The sequence below is a fragment of the Chloroflexus sp. genome (assembly GCF_056331925.1).
The window spans coordinates 20,367-39,247 of sequence record NZ_JBWGQH010000024.1; the positions used below are offsets into that span (position 1 = coordinate 20,367).

The following is an 18,881-nucleotide window of genomic DNA, read 5'->3' on the forward strand; positions in this document are numbered from 1 at the left end:
CATTTCTACCTGACGCTGCTGCGTTGCACAACAACACCAACCGTTCGCTGCAGATGGATGGAACGTTGACGCGACGTCGCCGTGCGGATTCTCGCATGCAACGGTGGGGTTTCGGGTTGTGGACACGATGAGGTGCCTTTCCCGCCATCGCCATCAGCAACTGCTCCTTGAGTCGGTCAGGCCGGGCAGGTGGCCGGCCGGTCGTGGAGACCGGCTCTCCTGTGAGGTTTCTCACTCTGGCGGCACGAGGAAGACGCATAACTCGCGCTTGGCAGGCAGCCGTTTTCGACGCGGCATCGTTCGTTTGACCGCGCCTTTCATGCAAAACGGCCTCCTTCCACATGTTGCCTTTGCCGGCGGATAGGATGGTACAGCTTCACCGAAAAGAGTGAGGTGACCTATCCATCGGGGAATGAGCCGTCCACCAGCGCCGGTACAGAAAGCGCCATAGCCCTGACCGTGCGTGGGCGCAGCCAAACGAGGATGAACAAGGTTCGTTCCCCCTCATTTGGTTGACACGTTACCGGTTTACAACAACTTCACCAGATCGCGCTCGATGGAACCAATGGTATCGGTTGGGGCGTAGCGGCGCACCGGAATGCCGTTGCGGTCAACTAAAAACTTGGTAAAGTTCCACTTGATCTCGCCGTTGGGGCTGCTACCCGGCTGTTGGGCCTTGAGATAGGCAAAGAGAGGGTGGGTATTGGGGCCGTTGACCTCAATCTTGGCAAACAGGGGAAAGGTGATCGCGTAGGTTCGTATACAGAAAGCCTTGATCGCTGCTTCGTCATCCGGTTCTTGGTTGAATTGGTTGCTAGGGAAGCCGAGAACCACCAACCCGCGCTCGCGATAGCGTTGGTAAAGCAATTCCAGATCACCGTATTGTGGAGCCAATCCACAGTAACTGGCGACGTTCACAATTAAGAGCACTTTGCCGCGATAATCGGTGAGTGATTGTATCTCTCCGTCAATGGTACGAGCCGAAAAGTCGTAGATGTTCATAGTTGCTCGATGTATGAAAGTCTAAATGTTGACCTTTTAGTAGTATGATCCGATTTGCTATGCCTGTCAACCTTTGCTCGTGGGTGTGAGATAATCTTCCGCAGAACACACAGCCGACATTCATCCTCGCCGGTGTGGTATGCTGAAGCAGATACAAATGCAAACGGTATCGGCATACCACATAGCCGTTTATCGAATTGTTATGACCAAAGTGAACGAACAGCGGAATCTTTCAAAAGCGATCACGTTGCTGGATCGGGTAGTGTCAGTACCGGCAGGATGGTTAATGAACCTGTGGCGTGCGAAGCCGATGTTCAGTGCCATCCCGTTTCGCATGCGGTTGACACTTCTCTACAGCTCCTTGTTTGTGCTAGCCCTTATCGTCATTAGTGTAGGTATGCATATTGCTGTGGCGCAGACTCTCCACGCTAATGTGCAACGCGATCTAGTTGCAGCCACGCAACAAATTCGTTCGATTCTCAATGCTGTTGGCTTGCAAGGTGTCCGTACTCCGAGTGGTGAGTTACAACTGTACCTCAACAGCGATTTCATTCAACTCTTTACCAATCGCAACATCGGAGCCCAATTTTTTCGGGGTGATGGGACCTTAGTCAGCAGTACTCCCAATCTTGCTCCGTATATGCTTCCTCTACCCGATGAAGCCCTGAATATGAACGTTACCGATGAAAATGGCCTGACGGTAATCCGTGAGGTTAGTGGGGTACAGGTCAAGTCGTTGATTACACGTGTGACGTTGCACAACGGTCAGACCATCGGATTTATTCAAGTCTCACGCCCACTTAATGATGTGAATGATACCCTTGCCACATTGCAAACAATTCTGATTATCGGTGGCGTTATAGCAACGTTGGTGACCGGCATGGGTTCAATGTACTTATCAAAGCGCGCGTTGCAGCCCATCGAGCAGATCACGCAAACGGCGCAGAGTATTGTCCGCGCCGAAGATTTGGGTCGGCGAATTCCTGAGCCGGTGCAACGTGATGAAATTCATCAGTTGACGGTAACGATCAACGAACTATTATCCCGACTAGAACGACTCTTTTCTACGCAACAGCGTTTTGTTGCCGATGTCAGTCACGAACTGCGCACACCGCTCACGGTGATGCAGGGTAATCTCGAAGTCCTTGAGCGGGGTGCGAGTACCGATCCGATCCTCGTTACGGAGATGGTCGGTGATATGCGTCGGGAAACGGCGCGTCTGATTCGCATGGTGAACGATCTGTTGTTGTTAGCCCAGAGTGAAACGAACGTTGTACTACGTTATGAGCCGGTCGAGCTTGATACATTGTTGCTCGAAGTTTTTCGGGAGCTGCGATCGCTCGCCAATCAAGTGCGGTTACGGATTGGAGCTGAGGATCAGATACTGGTATACGGTGATCGAGATCGGATCAAACAAGCACTATTGAATTTAGGGGTGAATGCGTTGCAGTATACGCCACCCGGTGGGTTGGTAATTCTGAGTCTCGAACGCTATGAACACTTTGCCTGTCTGAGTGTCGCCGATACCGGGATCGGGATTAGCGAGGCCGAACGTGATCTGATCTTTGAACGTTTCTACCGGGTTGATCGTTCACGTTCGCGCCATAGTGGTGGGACCGGTTTGGGACTCTCGATTGTTAAGTGGGTGGCCGAGGCCCACGGTGGTTATGTTACCGTGGCGAGTGAAGTCGGGCGCGGAAGTACGTTTGCCATATATTTACCGTTGCCTGAACCGCCGGCAACGGCTATTACTGGCTATGGACGGCCATAGAGGATGGCCAACAGGTGGCAACTGTTGCTGTCGGTTGTTGCCGGATAAGGTACAATAGCCGGCATGCGTACACTCACGATTAGCGATGAAGTCGTTCCTGCCGTCTACAGTCTGAATATCAAGCAACGTTTCGCCGATGTACGCCTCGTGCTGGCCTGCGGTGATCTGCCGATCTATTACCTTGAGTTTGTAGTGACGATGCTTGGTCAGCCCTGTTTCTATGTCTGGGGCAACCACGATTCGCCGGAGGTGCAAGCCGATGGGCAAGTGGTCAGCTACGCCCGTGGCGCGGTCTGTGTCGAAGATCGCGTGGTGCGCCATCAAGGATTGTTGATCGGCGGTTTGGGCGGTTCGATACGCTACAAGCCCGATGGCCATCACCAGTACACAGAGACACAGATGATGCTGCGGGTGTGGCGGATAGCGCCGCGCCTGTTGCTCAACCGGCTGCGCTATGGCCGGTATCTTGATGTCTTGCTGACCCATGCGCCGCCGCTCGGCATTCACAACGGCCCCGATTACCCCCATCGCGGCTTTCGCGCGTTGCTATTGATGATGCAGTGGTTTCGCCCACGGTATCTCATCCACGGCCATATCCATCTCTCATATGGCTTTAGCCATACTACCGAGACCCAGGTTGGTGATACCCTCGTGATCAATACAGCCGGCTACCGTTTACTTGATCTGGTTGTGTAATACACGAGGTTGGAGTTCGCGGAAGTTGTTGGCTGGCTGTCAAGCATGTGCCGCGATGGTGCCTGTGCTTGGCCCGTAATCCTCCCCTCGCTTTGTGGGTCATTCGGCGAAGGAAGTCTTCTCGCTCGTTGTTACCATCTTCCAATTTATTGAGATGGTTCTTTATGCAACTTTTTGTGTTGCAATCGCGTCTGACTCATGGTACGCTACTCGCGAAAACGGCCGTCGGCGTTGCCGGTCGGTAGAGCGCATTGTTTCTGCGCTGACCATCAATTGTTGGTGATGCCGAAAGGAGTGGCCGATGTCAGCCATTCAAGCAATCGTTCATGATGAATTTACCCGCATTCGCCGCGATCAGATGCTACGCGAACTGCTGGCGCTGATTACCCGTCGTCCCAACGAACTGTTACCGTTCGATGAGGTGCGGGCGCGGCTGAATGTGCGTGGTCAACATTATCTCGGTCATCAGACCGTTCCGCTTGACAAGATTGTCGGGAGCGAAGGTCGCTACAGTGACTTTGATCGACAGTTTGCGCCGCGCCATAACGCTAATCGTTTGCGCTGGATGAATATCGATCGTGCCCATCACGAGGGGGTACCGTTGCCCGCAGTTGAGTTGTATAAGCTGGGCGATATCTATTTTGTCAAAGACGGCCATCATCGGATTTCGGTGGCCCGCTTCCAAGGTCAGCGTGAGATCGATGCGATTGTGACCGAGCTGGTGGTTGATGTACCACTCAATCCCAATCTGAGTTTGCGCGATCTGCTGCTGAAAGAGGAATATAGTGACTTTCTCGAATGGACCGGTCTTGCCGATCTGCGACCAGAGCAGCGGATCGAGTTTAGCGAGCCAGGTGGCTATCTCGATTTGGTTCGGCATATTAATGCACACCGTTACTATTTGGGGCAAGAGTTGGGCCGTCCGGTTACACGCGAAGAGGCGGTAACGAGCTGGTACGATAATGTCTATATGCCGGTGATCGAAGTGATTAGGCAGCAACATGCCCTTCGTTACTTTCCCGGTCGTACCGAAGCCGATCTCTATCGTTGGATTATGGATCATCGTTGGTATATGCGTGAACGCAACGGTGGCGCTGATCCGGGGCCGTTGGTCGCAGCATCAGATTATGTGCGGCTCTTTGGCCGGCGGAGTCTGGCGATGCTGACAGATTGGTTGCTTAGTGCGCTGCGTGGAAAGCCGGCAGTTGGATCGAGCTGAAGGACCCAATCGGCGACGTGGTATAATACGCGCCGTGATCCGCAATCATCTTCTCCCAACTTTGCATCGCTGGCCGGCCGTGTGGTTGCCGATTGCACTGACGAGTATCGCAGTGCTGTTGTTGTTGTTGCCCATATCTCGGCCGGCACATTATTGGCGGGTCGGCGAAGATTACGAACCGATCCTTGTCGGTTTGTATGAAAATGAACAGAATGAAACCGATCTCTTTCGCTGGTCGCAGCCCCAAGCTGCACTGTTTTTGTACGGCTATCGCGGTGTGGCGGCCTTAGTTGAGTTGCGGTTGGCCGCACCACGCGCGCCGGGTATGCCACCGGCACAGGCGGTGTTTACCGATCACGAAGGCCTTTTGGCCGTAGCTACCATCGCCGGTTACTGGCGACGGTATCGCTTGATCGTCCCGACCACAACCACTACCGATACCGTCGTGCGTTGGACGACCGATCCGTATGTGTCAACACGCGATGTTCGCGAATTGGGGTTGGCACTGAGTGGTGTGAAGCTATTAGCGCTGGTCGGTCAACCACCACTGAGTAATCAAACGGTTGCTTGGGGAACCCTACCCTTGCTGGTCTGGATGGCGGCAACCGTCTGGCGTTGGCCGGATCGGTGGCGGATCGCTGCGACTGGGTTGGCCGTCATACCGGCGCTCGGTTTGGCACTGTTTCCTGTGGCCGCAGAGTATTGGTTGCCGAGTATGCCGTGGCTGTGGTGGCCGGTGTTACCAGCGCTCGCGTTGGTGATATGGCCGGAGCTTGCGGCTGGCTGGCGTTCGGTAGCCCAATGGGCGGCTGCCCGGCCAATCGTGGGTTGGATGGGGCTGGTCGTAGCATTAGCTAGCCTCTTCGCCTTGCGGGCTGGCGCTCTGGCGTGGATTGCGTTGCCGCTCGTGTTCGGCGGGGTTGGGTTGGCATGGCCCCTGATTACTGATTCTGAAGAACGTTCTATATGGCCAATCGATCACTTGTTGGTTGCGATAACCGGTGTGGCCTTGCTCACACGACTGGTCGCGCTTGACCAAATGCCGGTGGCGCTGTGGCGTGATGAGGCTCGCCATGGTTTGCTCGCGTTACGGATCTGGTCAGAACCTGATTTTCGTCCGATCTATGTGCCGGTTGTGGCCGATCTGCCGGCATTGTTGTTTTATCTGATGGCCCCCGTTGTCGGGATCCTGGGGCCGCATGTGTGGAGTGTCCGGCTCGTCAGTGCGGTAGCCGGTGCCCTTACCCCGCTCGCACTGTATTGGTTCGTTGCGCCGATCATTGGGCGGCGGACTGCCGTATTAAGCGCAGCACTGTTGGCTTGGTCGTCGTGGTCACTCAGTATGAGCCGGTGGGCTTTTCCGGCAACGCTCGATCATGTGTTGGTTCTGACGGCAGCCGGTTTGCTTTGGCGGGGATTGGATCCGAACCGACGTGGCTGGTGGGTCTGGTGCTCGGTGGCGTTGGCTGCATTGCTAGGTGGGCTAGCTGTCTATACCTACCACACCGGGCGGCTAGCACCACTAGCATTAGCCGTTGTGGTCTTATTCCGGCTTAGTCGTGATCGAGAACGTTGGCGTCTGACTTGGTCACGACTCGCGCTGGCAGCCCTTATCGGTGCCATCGTGGTAATGCCGCTAGTGTGGTATCCCGATAGTTTCGGGTTTAACCGGCGTGTTGGTTCGGTCTCGATCTTTCAAGCCAATAGTCTCAACCGCCACCGTCCGCTTGATTTTTTGGCCGAAAATATCGTGGCCCATGGCTTGATGTGGCACATTCAGGGTGAATCCAACGGTCGCCATCATCTCCCATCGGCGCCAATGGTCGATCCGGTGGTCGGTCTGTTCTTGCTGCTCGGTATTGGTGTGGCGTGGCGGGCGCGGTCTACGGCAGGGGTTTTATTGGCGCTCTGGCTGCTCTACTACATCCCAGGTCTGTTAAGCTTCAATGCGCCGCATGCTATGCGATCGCTCGGCACCCTTGCGCCGGCTTGTGCGCTGGCCGGGTGGGGGTTGAGCCGGTTGGCGTCCGGTGCGCAGTGGCGGCGCTGGTTGATCCCTGCCGCGCTTGCCGGTAGCTTGGCCGTGAACCTGTGGGTCTATTTCGGCTTGATGTGGCACGATCCTCGGGGGTACGGTGAGTTTGTATCGAACCGAGACGGTCATGACGCAGATTGTGCGGAATGCGGCGACACAACCACAACCAGTACCGGTTTATCTACCACGTGAGTGGGCGCTGAGCAATACGGTACGTTTTCTTACTGCCGATCTCGCACCGGCACAGCAGGCCCGTATCTGGCGCGGCTCGTTGGTCGGTGATGATGATGTGCTCGTCGTCTTGCCCGTCTCGGCCGATGCCACCACGGTTGCCGTCGTCCTTAACGCACTTGGGTCCGCAGGCAGAGAGGTGGAATCGTCGCCAACCATCCCAACCGGCGGCGAACCGCTTGTACGAGTATTTGCCCGTGGTGCGGCGGCGCTGGCCGTGATGAGGTCGCCATGAGGAAAGCACTAGTAGACATTACTATTGAACAAGTAGCGGCAGCCCGGATTGTGCAGAATGGGCTGTTCAAACCGTTTGCCGATCCGGTGACGGCAGCACAGCAGTTGGCGGGTGTCCAGGCACAAATCCTGCCTGCCGCTGGCTTAGCCTTGTGGAATCGGGTGCCTGGCTTGACGAACACTCAGTTTGAGCAATTGTTGTACCATGAGCGAGCACTCGTGCGCTTATGGGGACAACGCCATACGCTGCACGTGTACGCAGCCGGTGATTGGCCGTTGATCTATGCGGCCCAAGCCGAACGTGTTACTTCTTGGGAGCTAGAAATGTTGCGCGATGGGTGGGATTCGGCAGCGTGCGAGGCGTTTATCACCCGTGTGGCGCAGTGGTTGTACGAGCACGAAACGATGGGCCGCAGTGACGTGCGTCGGTTGATACCTACGATTGATGAACGTCATTTGTCCGGTTGGGGTGGTATTTTTTCAGTTTTGGCTCGACGTGGTCTGGCCTGCCACGCTGCACCGCACGGTGGTGAAGCGCGTATGGCTCACCGGCTACGCTGGTTGCCCGATCTCACGTGGCATCCGCCGCCAACCGATGAGGCCAATGCTGAGTTGATGCGTCGCTATCTGGCTACCTTCGGTCCGGCCTACCCTGCTGACATAACCTGTTGGCGTGGGCGGACGCAGGCTGAGATAAAACGCTGGTTGGCGATGTTGGGTGATGAGGTAGTAAAAGTGACGGTGGCTGGGAAGTCGGCATGGTGGCTCCAGTGCCGGGTCGAACGCATTTGTGAACTGCCAGCGCTAGCCGATCTGCCACCGCGTTTGCTCGGTCGGTTTGATCCACTCTTGCTTGGTACACGTGATCGGAGCTGGTTGGTTGATGCGGTAGGCTATAAGCAGGTTTGGCGGCCCGCTGGCCATGTCGAGGCGACAATCTTGTTAGCGGGGCGGATTGCCGGTACGTGGCGTTACGATTGGCATGGGGAAACGTTGCATGTCACGTTGCGACCATTTACCCCATTGCCACCGGCAGTACGAACGCAGCTTGAATTGTTAGCCGCCGGGGTCGCTGCGCATTTCGGCGCACCGTTGGGAGCATGCCGATGGGTGGAATGAACATGTGGCGCCGGTTGCCGCCAGCTCACGGTGATCCGGCGAGCGAGTTGGCTGCCGGCGCGGCGATGCTGGCCGGCTTGACGACCACGCCCCAACCGGCGATTCGCTGGTATGCCGCCGCGTCCCAGCCGGCGTTGGTGATCGGTTCGGGCCAGAAGTTGAGCGAGGTTGATCAGGCGGCCTTGGCGAATGCTGGCACCACGCTGCATCGGCGAGCCAGCGGCGGTACGGCCGTGCTCTTCGTGCCCGGCTTCTTGATGCAAGATATTGCCCTGCCGATTGATCATCCTCTTGCCCTGCCCGACGTTAGCGAGTCGTACCGCTGGCTGGGTGAAGTGTGGCAAGCGACGTTGGCTCACTTTGGCGTGCAGGCCGATCTGATTACCATTGCGGCAGCGCGGTCCGACCGAGCATCGCTCGATCCGCTGGTAGCGCGGGCATGTTTTGGTGGTTGGTCGCCCTACGAATTGCTTGTTGCCGGGCGTAAATTGGTTGGATTTGCCCAGGTTCGTCGGAGAGAAGGTCTCTTGTTTCAGGTTGGAGTGTATACCCATTGGCCGGGAGCGCAATTGGCGGCGCTGTTGGCTATTTCTGAATCTGAACGCCGACTCTTAGTGGAACGGCTGGCAGAACGGGTGACCGATCTCGTCACTGTCTGCACTAACCCGCCCGATCTCGCATCCTTGGCAGCCGCATTTGCCGTCGCGCTCTGTCAGCGGTACGATGTAACTATCACGCCTTCCGATTGGACGGCGGCAGAATTGGTGGCGATGGCGGCGGCGCAGAACCGGTTTGCGCCCTTGGGATGAGGTTTACCACCGAGGTCACAGAGTGCGCAGAGAGTTATTCTAATCCTTTGCGTCCCTTGGCGCGCTTCGCGTCTTTGCGTTGAACATCTCTGCGCCTTTGCTCGCTTCGCGTCTTTGCGTTGAACATCTCTGCGCCTTTGCTCGCTTCGCGTCTTTGCGTTGAACATCTCTGCGTCTTTGCTCGCTTCGCGTCTTGATATGTCTATGCGCTGCTTGACGATTGCTATATCCATCCTCGCCATCATCGTGTTGACCGCCTGCGGCCAACGCGATCCGGTCATCTCGGCGTGGGTGCCGGTGGGATCGCAGCCGACCATCTTGCCCAGCGTCACCCCCAACCGGCCGTTGCCGGCCAGCACCCCCTTAGTGGCGGTCATGGAACCGGTGCGTCCGACGCCAACGCCGAGCTTGGTTGATATCGCCACCCAAATCGACCTCTACCTGCGCGATCTGACCGAAAAAGGCCAATTTCGCGGTTCGGTGCTGGTGGCGACGCAGGGGCGCATCTTGGTGGCCCGTGGCTACGGACAGGCCAACGTCGAGCGCGATCTGCCCAACACGGCTCAGACCCGCTTCCGCATCGCTTCGATCACTAAGCCATTCACGGCGCTGGCGATAATGCAGTTACAAGCGGCGGACAAACTCAACGTCAACGAATCGGTCTGCCGCTACCTACCCGACTGCCCGCCGGCATGGCAACCGATCACGCTCCACCACCTCCTCACCCACACCGCCGGCATTCCGAACTACACCGACTTCCGCGACTTCGAGCAACTCGAACGTTCGCCGGTCACGCCGACCCAGCTCGCAGCCCGGTTTCGCAACTTGCCGCTCGACTTCGCACCGGGCAGCGCCTTTCGCTACGGCAATTCCAACTATGTCGTGCTGGGGTTGGTCATCGAAGCGGTGAGCGGCCAATCCTACGCTGATTACATCCGCGCCAACATCTTCGTGCCGGCGGGTATGACCAACAGCGGCTACGACAGCGGCGACGCCTCGGCGCTCAACGGTACTGTTGGCTATATAGGGCCGGGCGCGGAACGGGCGATTCCGATTGACACGAGTAATCTCTACAGCGCCGGTGGTCTCTATTCGACGGTTGAAGACCTGTATCGCTTTGTGACCGCGCTTAACAGCGGCCAACTCCTCCCCGCCGCCGAATTGAACCAGATGTATACACCGGTTCGTAATAACTATGGCTACGGTTGGAAGATCGAAGATCGCAATGGGAGAACGGTGATATATCACCCCGGCTTTATCTCAGGTGCGGTCTCGCACCTTGCCTATTATCCCGACACCCAGAGTGTCGTGATCGTCTTGAGCAATATGGAACGAACGAATGCTGATGCTATTGCCGCAACTATCGGTGCGATGCTACCGTGAGGGGAGACAAGGGGATCGTCAAGCGTCACATGCCCACGATCAGGCTGGCTCGCATGGCGTAGCAGCATCACATGTGAACCTTCCGGCTAATATGTATTGCCAGCGCATGATAGCCGGAACAATGGCGCATTCATCCCGGGAACGATGTGTCATTGAGCTGAGCTATGTCATTGCGAGCCGCCGGAGGCGGTGAAGCAATCCCTCGCAATAGTGGGAGCTGTGCCTATATGAGGTTGCTTTTGCTGAAACGTGAGCCCCATCGCAAGGACAGCAAAGTGGGGGCGCCTACAATAGCAGCGCACGAAAGAGAAAGATAAGGTTATCTATGGTGAATGAGATGCATAATCAATCTTCGAGTCCTCCGGTAGCGTTGGAACCGCGTTACATCACTCGTGTCCCAAACGAGCAGATTATACTGTATGAAGGTCTCATCCATATTTAGAGCGCCATTCAGATCGATGAAACTCAGGTAAGTTTAATAAAATAACGCGAAACATAATATTCGCCTGCTACTGGAATTGGCACGGATACCGGTTGACATTCCCAATGATCAACAATATATATTATCTCACAACTGCCCGGTTTCGCCCCAGTGCGCCAGTTGCGCCCGGTAGGCCGGATCGTCGTAACGAGCCGGATGAAAGGCAGCAGCGTAGTTCGGCAACAGTGATCCGGTCATGTGGGCAGCCAACAGTTCGGCGGCAGCCAGGGCCGCCATAATGCCATAACCGGCCAGGGCACCAATGACAAACGCGCCTTCAACTGATAGCGGACCGATCAGTGGCCGGTTTTCCGGCGTACAAGTGTAGTATCCGCCGTCGAGATACGCGCGCGGCAACCGTTCAACATAGGCCTGTAAGCCGGGTAGCATCGTTGTCATCCCCCGTAGCGCAATCTCGAAAAAGGTATCATCGAGCGGTATCGGGAAGTGAGCTGTGCGGGCGGTGGGATCGTGCGGGTGGTAGTCCCAGAGGACGAGAACTTGTTGGTTGCTTCCTTCACCCTCAGGGCGACAATGCACTCCTGCCGGGAGTGGTGCGGTTAACCATGCGGTCCCCGGATCGGCGTCTAGTTCCGCTCGTTCCGCCTCACTCCACGCCAGCTCGACCGGATCGCCCCAGATCAAGAGTGGTGCTGTGCGCGGTACCACACCGAGCGTATCGGCAAAGGCAGCTTTGAGATGTAACTGGTTATGGACCGGTAGGTCAAGGCCGAGTAATTCGCCGACCGCAGCAAGATGCGGTCCGGCTGCATTGACAAAGCATGGTGTGGCAATTTGTTCACTCCCACCCGGCGTTGCAACCGTCACCGCTATTACCCGTCCGCTACGCTGTACAACTGCCGTCACACGCCCATGCACGAGCTGAACGCCGGCAGCTCGTGCCTTCTCCAACAGCATTGCGCCAAGCTGTTGTGCGCTGAACCAACCGCAGCGGCGGGCATGCAAGACAGCAACTGTCGCCGGGTTAAGGGAAGGAAAATGCTGTCGGATCAAGGTAGGATCAAGCAGCAGATCAATCCCCGCCGGCGCCTCACGCCAGTCGTGGGAGATAGGCTGGTACGCAGTCTGCATACTCTGGTGAATATGGAGCGGTCCGGCACCGCGTTGGGCTACTCGTTCCGCCTGCATATGCCACTGGATAGCACGCTGTGGGTCAGCAGTCGCATACAGATACCCACGCCGGTTGAGCCGAATCCGATTATGACTGACCAGGGCAATCTCTTCCAATCGATCAATGCTACGGTTCATGAGCGCCATCATCGCCTCGTCCGGCCACCAGTTTCGGTAGCATTCGGTTGATTTATCACTGGTCAACGTCAGAGGAGTGCCGGCTTCAACCAGTACAACGTTATGCCGACCATGCACGATGGCGAGTTCGTGCGCGAGCGCGACACCGGCAATGCCGGCGCCACAAATGACTACATCGGCGTGCATCATCGTCTGTTTCTCTTTCTTACTCACCGTAAACAACGTTGCAATGAATACCGGAACGTATGATACCAAATCTACCGTGTTTGACGCCCCTCTCTTTTGTTGGTATGATCCGTCTAAAGGGGTTAACGTGGGTCTCCCTCCTTACCTGTGTAGGAGTTTGCTATGCCCGGTGACGACAGAACTGAATCGCGCAAAGTAGATCACATCCGAATCGTGCTCAACGAAGACGTTGCTGCCAAGGGTGTCGTTACCGGTTTTGCCGCCTACCGTCTACCTCACCGCGCATTACCCGAACTCGATCTCAACGAGGTTGATACACGCACCACCTTTCTCGGTAAACCTATCGCTGCACCATTGCTGATCAGCTCAATGACTGGCGGCACCTCCAGCGCCGAGAAGATCAACCTTGCGCTAGCCGAGGCCGCTGAGTATCTCGGTTTACCGATGGGGGTTGGCTCGCAGCGAGCTGCAGTGATGGATCCGCGTCTTGCGAGTACTTATCAGGTACGTCGTGTTGCACCACGGATTCCGCTATTAGCGAACGTTGGTGCCGTCCAACTCAATTACGGCTTTACCGTCGATCATTGCCGACGGGCGGTTGAGATGATCGAGGCTGATGCGTTGATTTTGCATTTAAACCCCCTCCAAGAAGCCGTACAACCGGAAGGTGACGTGAATTTTAAAGGCTTACTGAACAAGATCGAAGAGGTCTGTCGTCGCCTTGAAGTACCGGTTGTCGCCAAAGAGGTTGGGAACGGGATCGGTGCGGCTGACGCGATCCGGCTATACGAAGTCGGAGTGCGCATTATCGATGTCGCCGGTGCCGGTGGTACGAGTTGGAGTGAAGTCGAACGCTTCCGCCAACCAAACGATACCGGGCGGCGGGTGGCCGGTGCATTCGCCGATTGGGGTTTGCCGACGACCGAATGCGTGCGTGAGGTGCGGGCGGCGTTACCTGATGTCACGCTCATCGCTTCAGGTGGGGTGCGGAGTGGTGTGGACGTGGCAAAGGCCATTGCATTGGGGGCCGATCTGGCCGGAACGGCGCGGCCTGCCCTCTTTGATGCGATCAATGAACGTGGTGCCGAGGCGGTGATCGAGGGATTGAGCGCATTTATTCGTGAGTTGCGGGTGGCGATGTTCTGCAGCGGTTGCGCGAACTTGAGCGAGTTACGTAATCTCCGTCTCGGTATGCGCTCGTAATCCGCTGCTGCGACCTGCGTATGTACATTCATCACCTTGCCTTGCGCGATTTTCGCAACTACCGGCGGCAAGACGTGGCACTCTCGCCGACAACAATTCTCTTGTACGGCCCGAATGCTGCTGGTAAGACGAGCCTCCTTGAGGCTATTTTTTATCTCGCCACTACGCGCTCGCCTCGTCTCAGCAGTGATCGCGACCTCGTGCGCTGGGATGCAGTCGGTGAAGCCGGTGCACCACCTTTTGCCCGGATTGTAGCCGATGTTGAGCGTCGGATCGGACCGGTACGGCTTGAAATACTGGTGCAGCGCCGGATCGATGATGGTGGTCAGCCGCTAAACGGTGCGCAAAAATTGGTGCGGATCGATAAGCGTCCGGCGCGAGCGATTGATCTGATCGGTCAGTTGCGGGTGGTGCTCTTTACCCCTACCGATGTCATGCTGGTTGATGGCCCACCCGCCGAACGGCGGCGCTACCTCGACATTACCCTCTCACAGCTCGATCCACACTACGTGCGAACCCTGGCGTATTACCAGAAGATTCTGTTGCAGCGCAATAGTCTCTTGCGCACATGGCGTGAACAACGTCGCTTGCCCCGCAATGTTGATGCCGAGTTGGGGTATTGGGATCAGGAACTAGCCGCTGCCGGAGGATATGTGTTAGCTGAACGGTTGCGCGCCGTCGTGGAATTGAGCGTGCTGGCCGGACCTCTCTACCGTAAGATTAGCGGTGGCGAACACGAATTGCAGATCGAGTATATTGCCAGTTGTGACCTCGACGCAGCACGTGATGCCGGCAGTCTGGCCGAACGCCTACGCTTAGCCTTTGCCGCTCAGCGTACCGATGAGTTGGCCCGCGGGCAGACGCTCTGTGGCCCGCACCGCGATGATCTCGTTTTCAGCGTTGCCGGTGTGAACCTTGGTCGGTATGGTTCACGTGGTCAACAACGTTCCATCGCCCTGGCGCTCAAGATCGGTGAAGCTGAGCTAATGCAGCAACGTGGTGGTGATGCACCGGTGCTTTTACTCGATGATGTTTTGAGCGAACTTGACAATCAACGCCGCATGCATCTGCTTGACCTCATTCTGCGTCCGCAACAACAAACTCTACTTACGGCTACCGACCTGAGCGACTTTAGTGCTGATTTTCTCGCCGCCGCTCGTCGCTTTCGTGTCGAAGATGGTCAGCTTTTTGCCGGTTGAAGCCGACCATAGGCATACGTCAGTTGACGCAACTGTATCGCTAGTTCTTCCCGGAGCGCATCAGCCGCAAACCGCCACGCCCAGTTGCCACCGAGGCGACCCGGCATATTCATCCGTGCTTCTGAGCCGAGCCGTAACACATCTTGCAAAGGGGTAATTACGTAATTGGCAACTGACATCATCCCCAGCCGCATCAGATCCCATGCAATATCAACCGTCTGTTCATCACGGCCAAGATAGGTGAGAACGGCGGCCCGGCTGGCCGGATCGAGGGTGTTGAACCAGCCTAACGTGGTGTCGTTATCGTGGGTGCCGGTGTAGACGACATAATTCGTTGTGTAGTTGTGTGGCAGGTAAGGGTTGTTCGGATTATCACCGAAGGCAAAATGGAGCACCTTCATGCCAGGTAGCTCGAATGCGAGCCGCAGTTCTTCTACTTCGGGTGTAATCAGACCGAGGTCTTCGGCGATAATCGGTAAATCACCTAACTCGGCACGCAAAACGTGAAACAGATCGGCGCCCGGGCCTTTCACCCACCGCCCCTCAACCGCTGTCGGCGCACTGGCCGGCACTTCCCAGTAGGCTTCAAACCCGCGAAAATGATCAAGACGCAGCACATCGTACAACGTAAGCGCCTGTCGCATCCGTGCTACCCACCAGCGATAACCGGTAGCGGCCATTTTATCCCACCGATAGAGCGGATTCCCCCAGCGCTGACCAGTGGTGCTGAAGTAATCTGGTGGGACACCGGCGACCACCGTTGGCATTCCCTGCGCATCAACGTAAAAGAGATCGCGATGTGCCCAGACATCGACGCTATCGTCAGCGACAAAAATCGGTGTATCGCCGATAATAATCACACCTTGTCGATTGGCATATTCCTTCAGTGATTGCCATTGGCGGAAGAAGAGGAATTGCACATACTGGTGAAAGTCAATCTTCACCGCAAGATCGCAGCGGATACGGGCCAATGCCTCCGGCTTGCGGTCGCGCAGATCGGGTGTCCAATTATGCCAACTGCCGCCGCCTTGCGCCTCTTTGATCGCCATAAACAGGGCATAATCCGCCAGCCACTCTGCATTCTCGAGGCAAAATCGTGTGTAAGCTTGATGGAGCGGTGTGCCACGGCTGCTACGAAACCGTTCAAAACTCTGCCGAAGGAGGGTTTGCTTGGCCGGAATAAGCGAACCGAACTCGACCCGTTCTGTCGGAAGATGATCGAGTGTGGCCCGAGCTTCGTCGACGGTTAAGAGATTGTGTTCGATGAGGTCATCAATACTGATCAGAAGTGGATTGCCAGCAAAGGCCGAAAAGCACTGGTAAGGTGAGTCTCCGTAACCGGTTGGGCCAAGTGGCAAAACCTGCCAGAGCGATTGTCCGGCTGCCACCAAAAAGTCGACAAACCGGTATGCCATCGGGCCTAAATCGCCGATCCCCCATGGTCCGGGTAATGATGAGGGATGGAGCAAAATACCACTTGCGCGCTGAAATTGCATAATAGTACTCCAATACCTAACCAACGAACTGGCCGGTATTGTAGCATACTGTTGCGGATGCAATCAATGCAATATCGGCAACGCTGTGTTGTAGTCCAGGTGCCACTACGCCGGGCCAAGATGAGTGTGTACTACGTGTTGCTTGGCGATGGGCTGCAACAGGTATAAATGCACAAGAACCCGATTGTGCGCCGTCCAGTATTACCACCGCCAAAGGCAATCGCCCAAGTATCGGGAATGGCATCTGCGGTCTGATTGACGACAATAACACTGCTCGCGTCGACGCGAAAAACGCGAATCCTGACCAACGTAGCCGCGACTCTGTGCGCCGATGAATCCACCGGCGGTGACGACGGTAAGAGGTTGTCTCATGCCGTCGTTGCGTGGTCAGGGCAGCTCGGCTCGCTTGTCCATGATTCCACGGACCAACGGCATCATAATGATGTGTGTTCATACCACCGGTACTGGAACCAGGTGCGATCGAATCCGTTCAATGAGTGTGGTTATCACTGCTTTCAGTCGCCGGTGTGCGTGTGAAGATGCTGATCGGTAACCTAGTACGAAATGCGCCACATAGTGAGAATCCATGTGGGGTTTGGTTCGATTTGGACTACACTGATCATGCCTGACCACTTCTCTATCCTGCTTCAATTGACAGTCGCGTCTACCTCGGATATACTCGCCGCGTAATCGGGCGCTCCGCAATAGCGCCCTGATCGGCGAAGAAGCCGGCAGGGAAGCCCTCCCCGTTAGAGGTGCGTATCTGCGCAAACCGTCTCGGCGCAGCGATGGCCGTCATCGTCATCGATTGCACCGCTTCGTTGCTCTGGTATAAGGTTTGCAGATGCTTGTAAGGAGTCGACCGATGAGAAACCAAGGTGTCCGTTGGCTGTTGCCGGTTATCATGTTCTTCAGCCTGATCCTAACTGCGTGTGGAACGCAGCCGACAGCCGCACCCACCGCTGCTCCGGCAGCCGAACCGACGACGGCGCCGGCGGCTTCTGCCGAAGAGTTTACCTTCGGTATGGTGCTCGTAGGCCCGATCAATGACGGTGGTTGGAATCAGGCCCATTACGAAGGCGCTCAGTATGTCGTCGAGAAACTGCCCGGCGTCAAGTTTATCTATATCGACAAAGTAAACCCCGCCGATCGACCGAATGTGAAGGTGGAGCAGGTGATCGAAGAGCTGATCGGGCAAGGGGCAAAACTGGTGATTACCAATTCAGCCGAGTTTGCCGATGGTACCAACATCGCAGCCGCTGCGCATCCCGATGTCTTCTTCATCCACACTTCCGGTGATAAAGTGCTGACCGGCGAAGCGCCGTCGAATGTGCGCAATCTGATGGGGCGGATGGAATACGGGAAGATGATTGCTGGCTGTGCCGCAGCTTTGACCACCGAAGCCGGTAAGTTGGCCTACCTCGGTCCGCTGATCGATCCCGAAACTCGTCGCTTGGTGAATTCGGCTTACCTCGGCGCCCGCTACTGCTGGGAGACGTACCGTGGTCGTCCGGCCAGCGAACTGGCGTTTAAGGTGACGTGGATCGGTTTCTGGTTCAACATTCCCGGTGTGACCCTCGATCCGACAAAGGTAGCGAATGATTTTATTAACGAGGGCTACGATGTGATCCTGTCGGGCATTGATACCACCGAGGCGATTGTTGAGGCCAACAAGGCGACGCAAGCCGGGAAACGGGTGTTTGCAGTCCCCTACGATTTTAAGGGAGCATGTGCGCAGGGTGAAGCTGTTTGTTTGGGAGTGCCGTACTTTAACTGGGGACCTGATTATAAGCGGTTGGTAGAGCTGGCCCGCTCAGGTAAGTGGGAGCCGGCATGGGAATGGACAGGGCCGAATTGGAGCAACCTCAATGATCCTGACACAAGCATGATCGGTTTTGTCAAAGGTTCTGCGCTGAGCGCCGAGAATGCGGCAAAGCTTGATGCGTTCATCGCTAAACTGGCCGATGGGAGTTTGAACCTGTTCACCGGCCCCCTCTATTATCAAGACGGTAGCGTCTTCGTTCCTGAAGGTCAAGTTGCTGATGACAAAACGATTTGGTATACACAGCAGTTATTAGCCGGTATCGAAGGTCAAAGCGCACCGTAAGCAAAAGCCGGGAGCGCGAGGGGGTAGTTTTATAGATTTCTCGCTGCACTCGAAAGGACACGGGAGAGGTTGGTAAAAGCCGGGAGCGCGAGGGGGTAGTTTTATAGATTTCTCGCTGCACTCGAAAGGACACAGTGGTCGAAGATTGCTCGCGGCGCGCGCAATGACAAGGGGGTCACCTGACGGGGCCACGATGAGCGCCGTGTGCCATCCTCCCCGTGTCATGTCGAGCGAAGCGAGACATCTTTGGCGTGCTGAATTGGCAAATTGCTCGCTGCGTGCAATGGCAGATGGTGCTACGTTCGCTCTGACCCCCTTGTCATTTCGAGGGCGCGCCAGCGCCCGAGAAATCTTGACGTGTGGCAGATTGCTCGCGGCGCGCGCAATGACAAGGGGGTCACCTGACGGGGCCACGATGAGCGCCGTGCGCCATCCTCCCCG

At 56.3% G+C, this 18,881-nt stretch carries 14 protein-coding genes; 11 read left to right on the forward strand and 3 right to left on the reverse strand.

Going from position 1 to position 18,881, the window contains the following annotated elements; translation table 11 throughout:
* Positions 1-528: 528 nt before the first annotated feature.
* On the reverse strand, positions 529-1,002 hold the full coding sequence (locus AC01ZF_RS12905) for a glutathione peroxidase (protein ID WP_424675877.1): 474 nt from the start codon (positions 1,000-1,002) through the stop codon (positions 529-531).
* Positions 1,003-1,204: 202 nt separating this feature from the next.
* On the opposite strand from AC01ZF_RS12905, the gene AC01ZF_RS12910 reads away from it, so the two are divergent.
* The 8 genes from AC01ZF_RS12910 (at position 1,205) to AC01ZF_RS12945 (ending at position 10,499) form a co-directional block, all read left to right on the forward strand.
* Entirely contained in the window at positions 1,205-2,773 is a 1,569-nt protein-coding gene (locus tag AC01ZF_RS12910) for a sensor histidine kinase (RefSeq protein ID WP_424675878.1), read from the forward strand.
* Positions 2,774-2,836: 63 nt separating this feature from the next.
* A complete protein-coding gene (locus tag AC01ZF_RS12915; RefSeq protein WP_424675879.1) occupies positions 2,837-3,469 on the forward strand; it encodes a metallophosphoesterase in 633 nt (210 codons plus the stop codon).
* 301 nt (positions 3,470-3,770) lie between these two features.
* Positions 3,771-4,688: a DUF4032 domain-containing protein gene (locus tag AC01ZF_RS12920; RefSeq protein ID WP_428113488.1), complete on the forward strand. Its 918-nt coding sequence runs from the start codon at positions 3,771-3,773 to the stop codon at positions 4,686-4,688.
* The gene (locus AC01ZF_RS12925) at positions 4,675-6,915 is read left to right on the forward strand and encodes an ArnT family glycosyltransferase (protein WP_476575402.1); all 2,241 of its coding nucleotides are present in this window, start codon (positions 4,675-4,677) and stop codon (positions 6,913-6,915) included. The genes AC01ZF_RS12920 and AC01ZF_RS12925 overlap by 14 nt, the downstream gene beginning before the upstream one ends.
* Entirely contained in the window at positions 6,851-7,189 is a 339-nt protein-coding gene (locus AC01ZF_RS12930) for a hypothetical protein (protein WP_476575403.1), read from the forward strand. The genes AC01ZF_RS12925 and AC01ZF_RS12930 overlap by 65 nt, the downstream gene beginning before the upstream one ends.
* A complete protein-coding gene (locus tag AC01ZF_RS12935; RefSeq protein WP_476575404.1) occupies positions 7,186-8,307 on the forward strand; it encodes a winged helix DNA-binding domain-containing protein in 1,122 nt (373 codons plus the stop codon). The genes AC01ZF_RS12930 and AC01ZF_RS12935 overlap by 4 nt, the downstream gene beginning before the upstream one ends.
* 2 nt (positions 8,308-8,309) lie before the next feature.
* The gene (locus AC01ZF_RS12940; RefSeq protein WP_428132444.1) at positions 8,310-9,116 is read left to right on the forward strand and encodes a lipoate--protein ligase family protein; all 807 of its coding nucleotides are present in this window, start codon (positions 8,310-8,312) and stop codon (positions 9,114-9,116) included.
* A gap of 204 nt (positions 9,117-9,320) precedes the next feature.
* A complete protein-coding gene (locus AC01ZF_RS12945) occupies positions 9,321-10,499 on the forward strand; it encodes a serine hydrolase domain-containing protein (protein WP_476575405.1) in 1,179 nt (392 codons plus the stop codon).
* A gap of 568 nt (positions 10,500-11,067) precedes the next feature.
* Here AC01ZF_RS12945 and AC01ZF_RS12950 read toward each other — a convergent pair.
* Positions 11,068-12,438 (reverse strand): NAD(P)/FAD-dependent oxidoreductase, encoded by a 1,371-nt coding sequence (locus tag AC01ZF_RS12950; RefSeq protein WP_428112960.1) that lies wholly within the window; start codon positions 12,436-12,438, stop codon positions 11,068-11,070.
* Positions 12,439-12,597: 159 nt separating this feature from the next.
* Here AC01ZF_RS12950 and fni point away from each other — a divergent pair, with 159 nt between their 5' ends.
* Together fni and recF are read left to right on the forward strand one after the other, a co-directional pair.
* Positions 12,598-13,638: a type 2 isopentenyl-diphosphate Delta-isomerase gene (fni, locus tag AC01ZF_RS12955; protein ID WP_428112962.1), complete on the forward strand. Its 1,041-nt coding sequence runs from the start codon at positions 12,598-12,600 to the stop codon at positions 13,636-13,638.
* Positions 13,639-13,658: 20 nt separating this feature from the next.
* On the forward strand, positions 13,659-14,837 hold the full coding sequence (gene recF, locus AC01ZF_RS12960; RefSeq protein ID WP_424675888.1) for a DNA replication/repair protein RecF: 1,179 nt from the start codon (positions 13,659-13,661) through the stop codon (positions 14,835-14,837).
* On the opposite strand, the gene malQ is transcribed toward recF, so the two are convergent.
* Positions 14,819-16,333, reverse strand: a complete 1,515-nt coding sequence (malQ, locus tag AC01ZF_RS12965) for a 4-alpha-glucanotransferase (protein ID WP_476575406.1) — start codon at positions 16,331-16,333, stop codon at positions 14,819-14,821. The genes recF and malQ overlap by 19 nt on opposite strands.
* 865 nt (positions 16,334-17,198) lie before the next feature.
* Between malQ and AC01ZF_RS12970 the strand changes: the two genes are divergently transcribed.
* On the forward strand, positions 17,199-18,440 hold the full coding sequence (locus AC01ZF_RS12970; RefSeq protein WP_424675890.1) for a BMP family lipoprotein: 1,242 nt from the start codon (positions 17,199-17,201) through the stop codon (positions 18,438-18,440).
* Positions 18,441-18,881 lie beyond the last annotated feature (441 nt).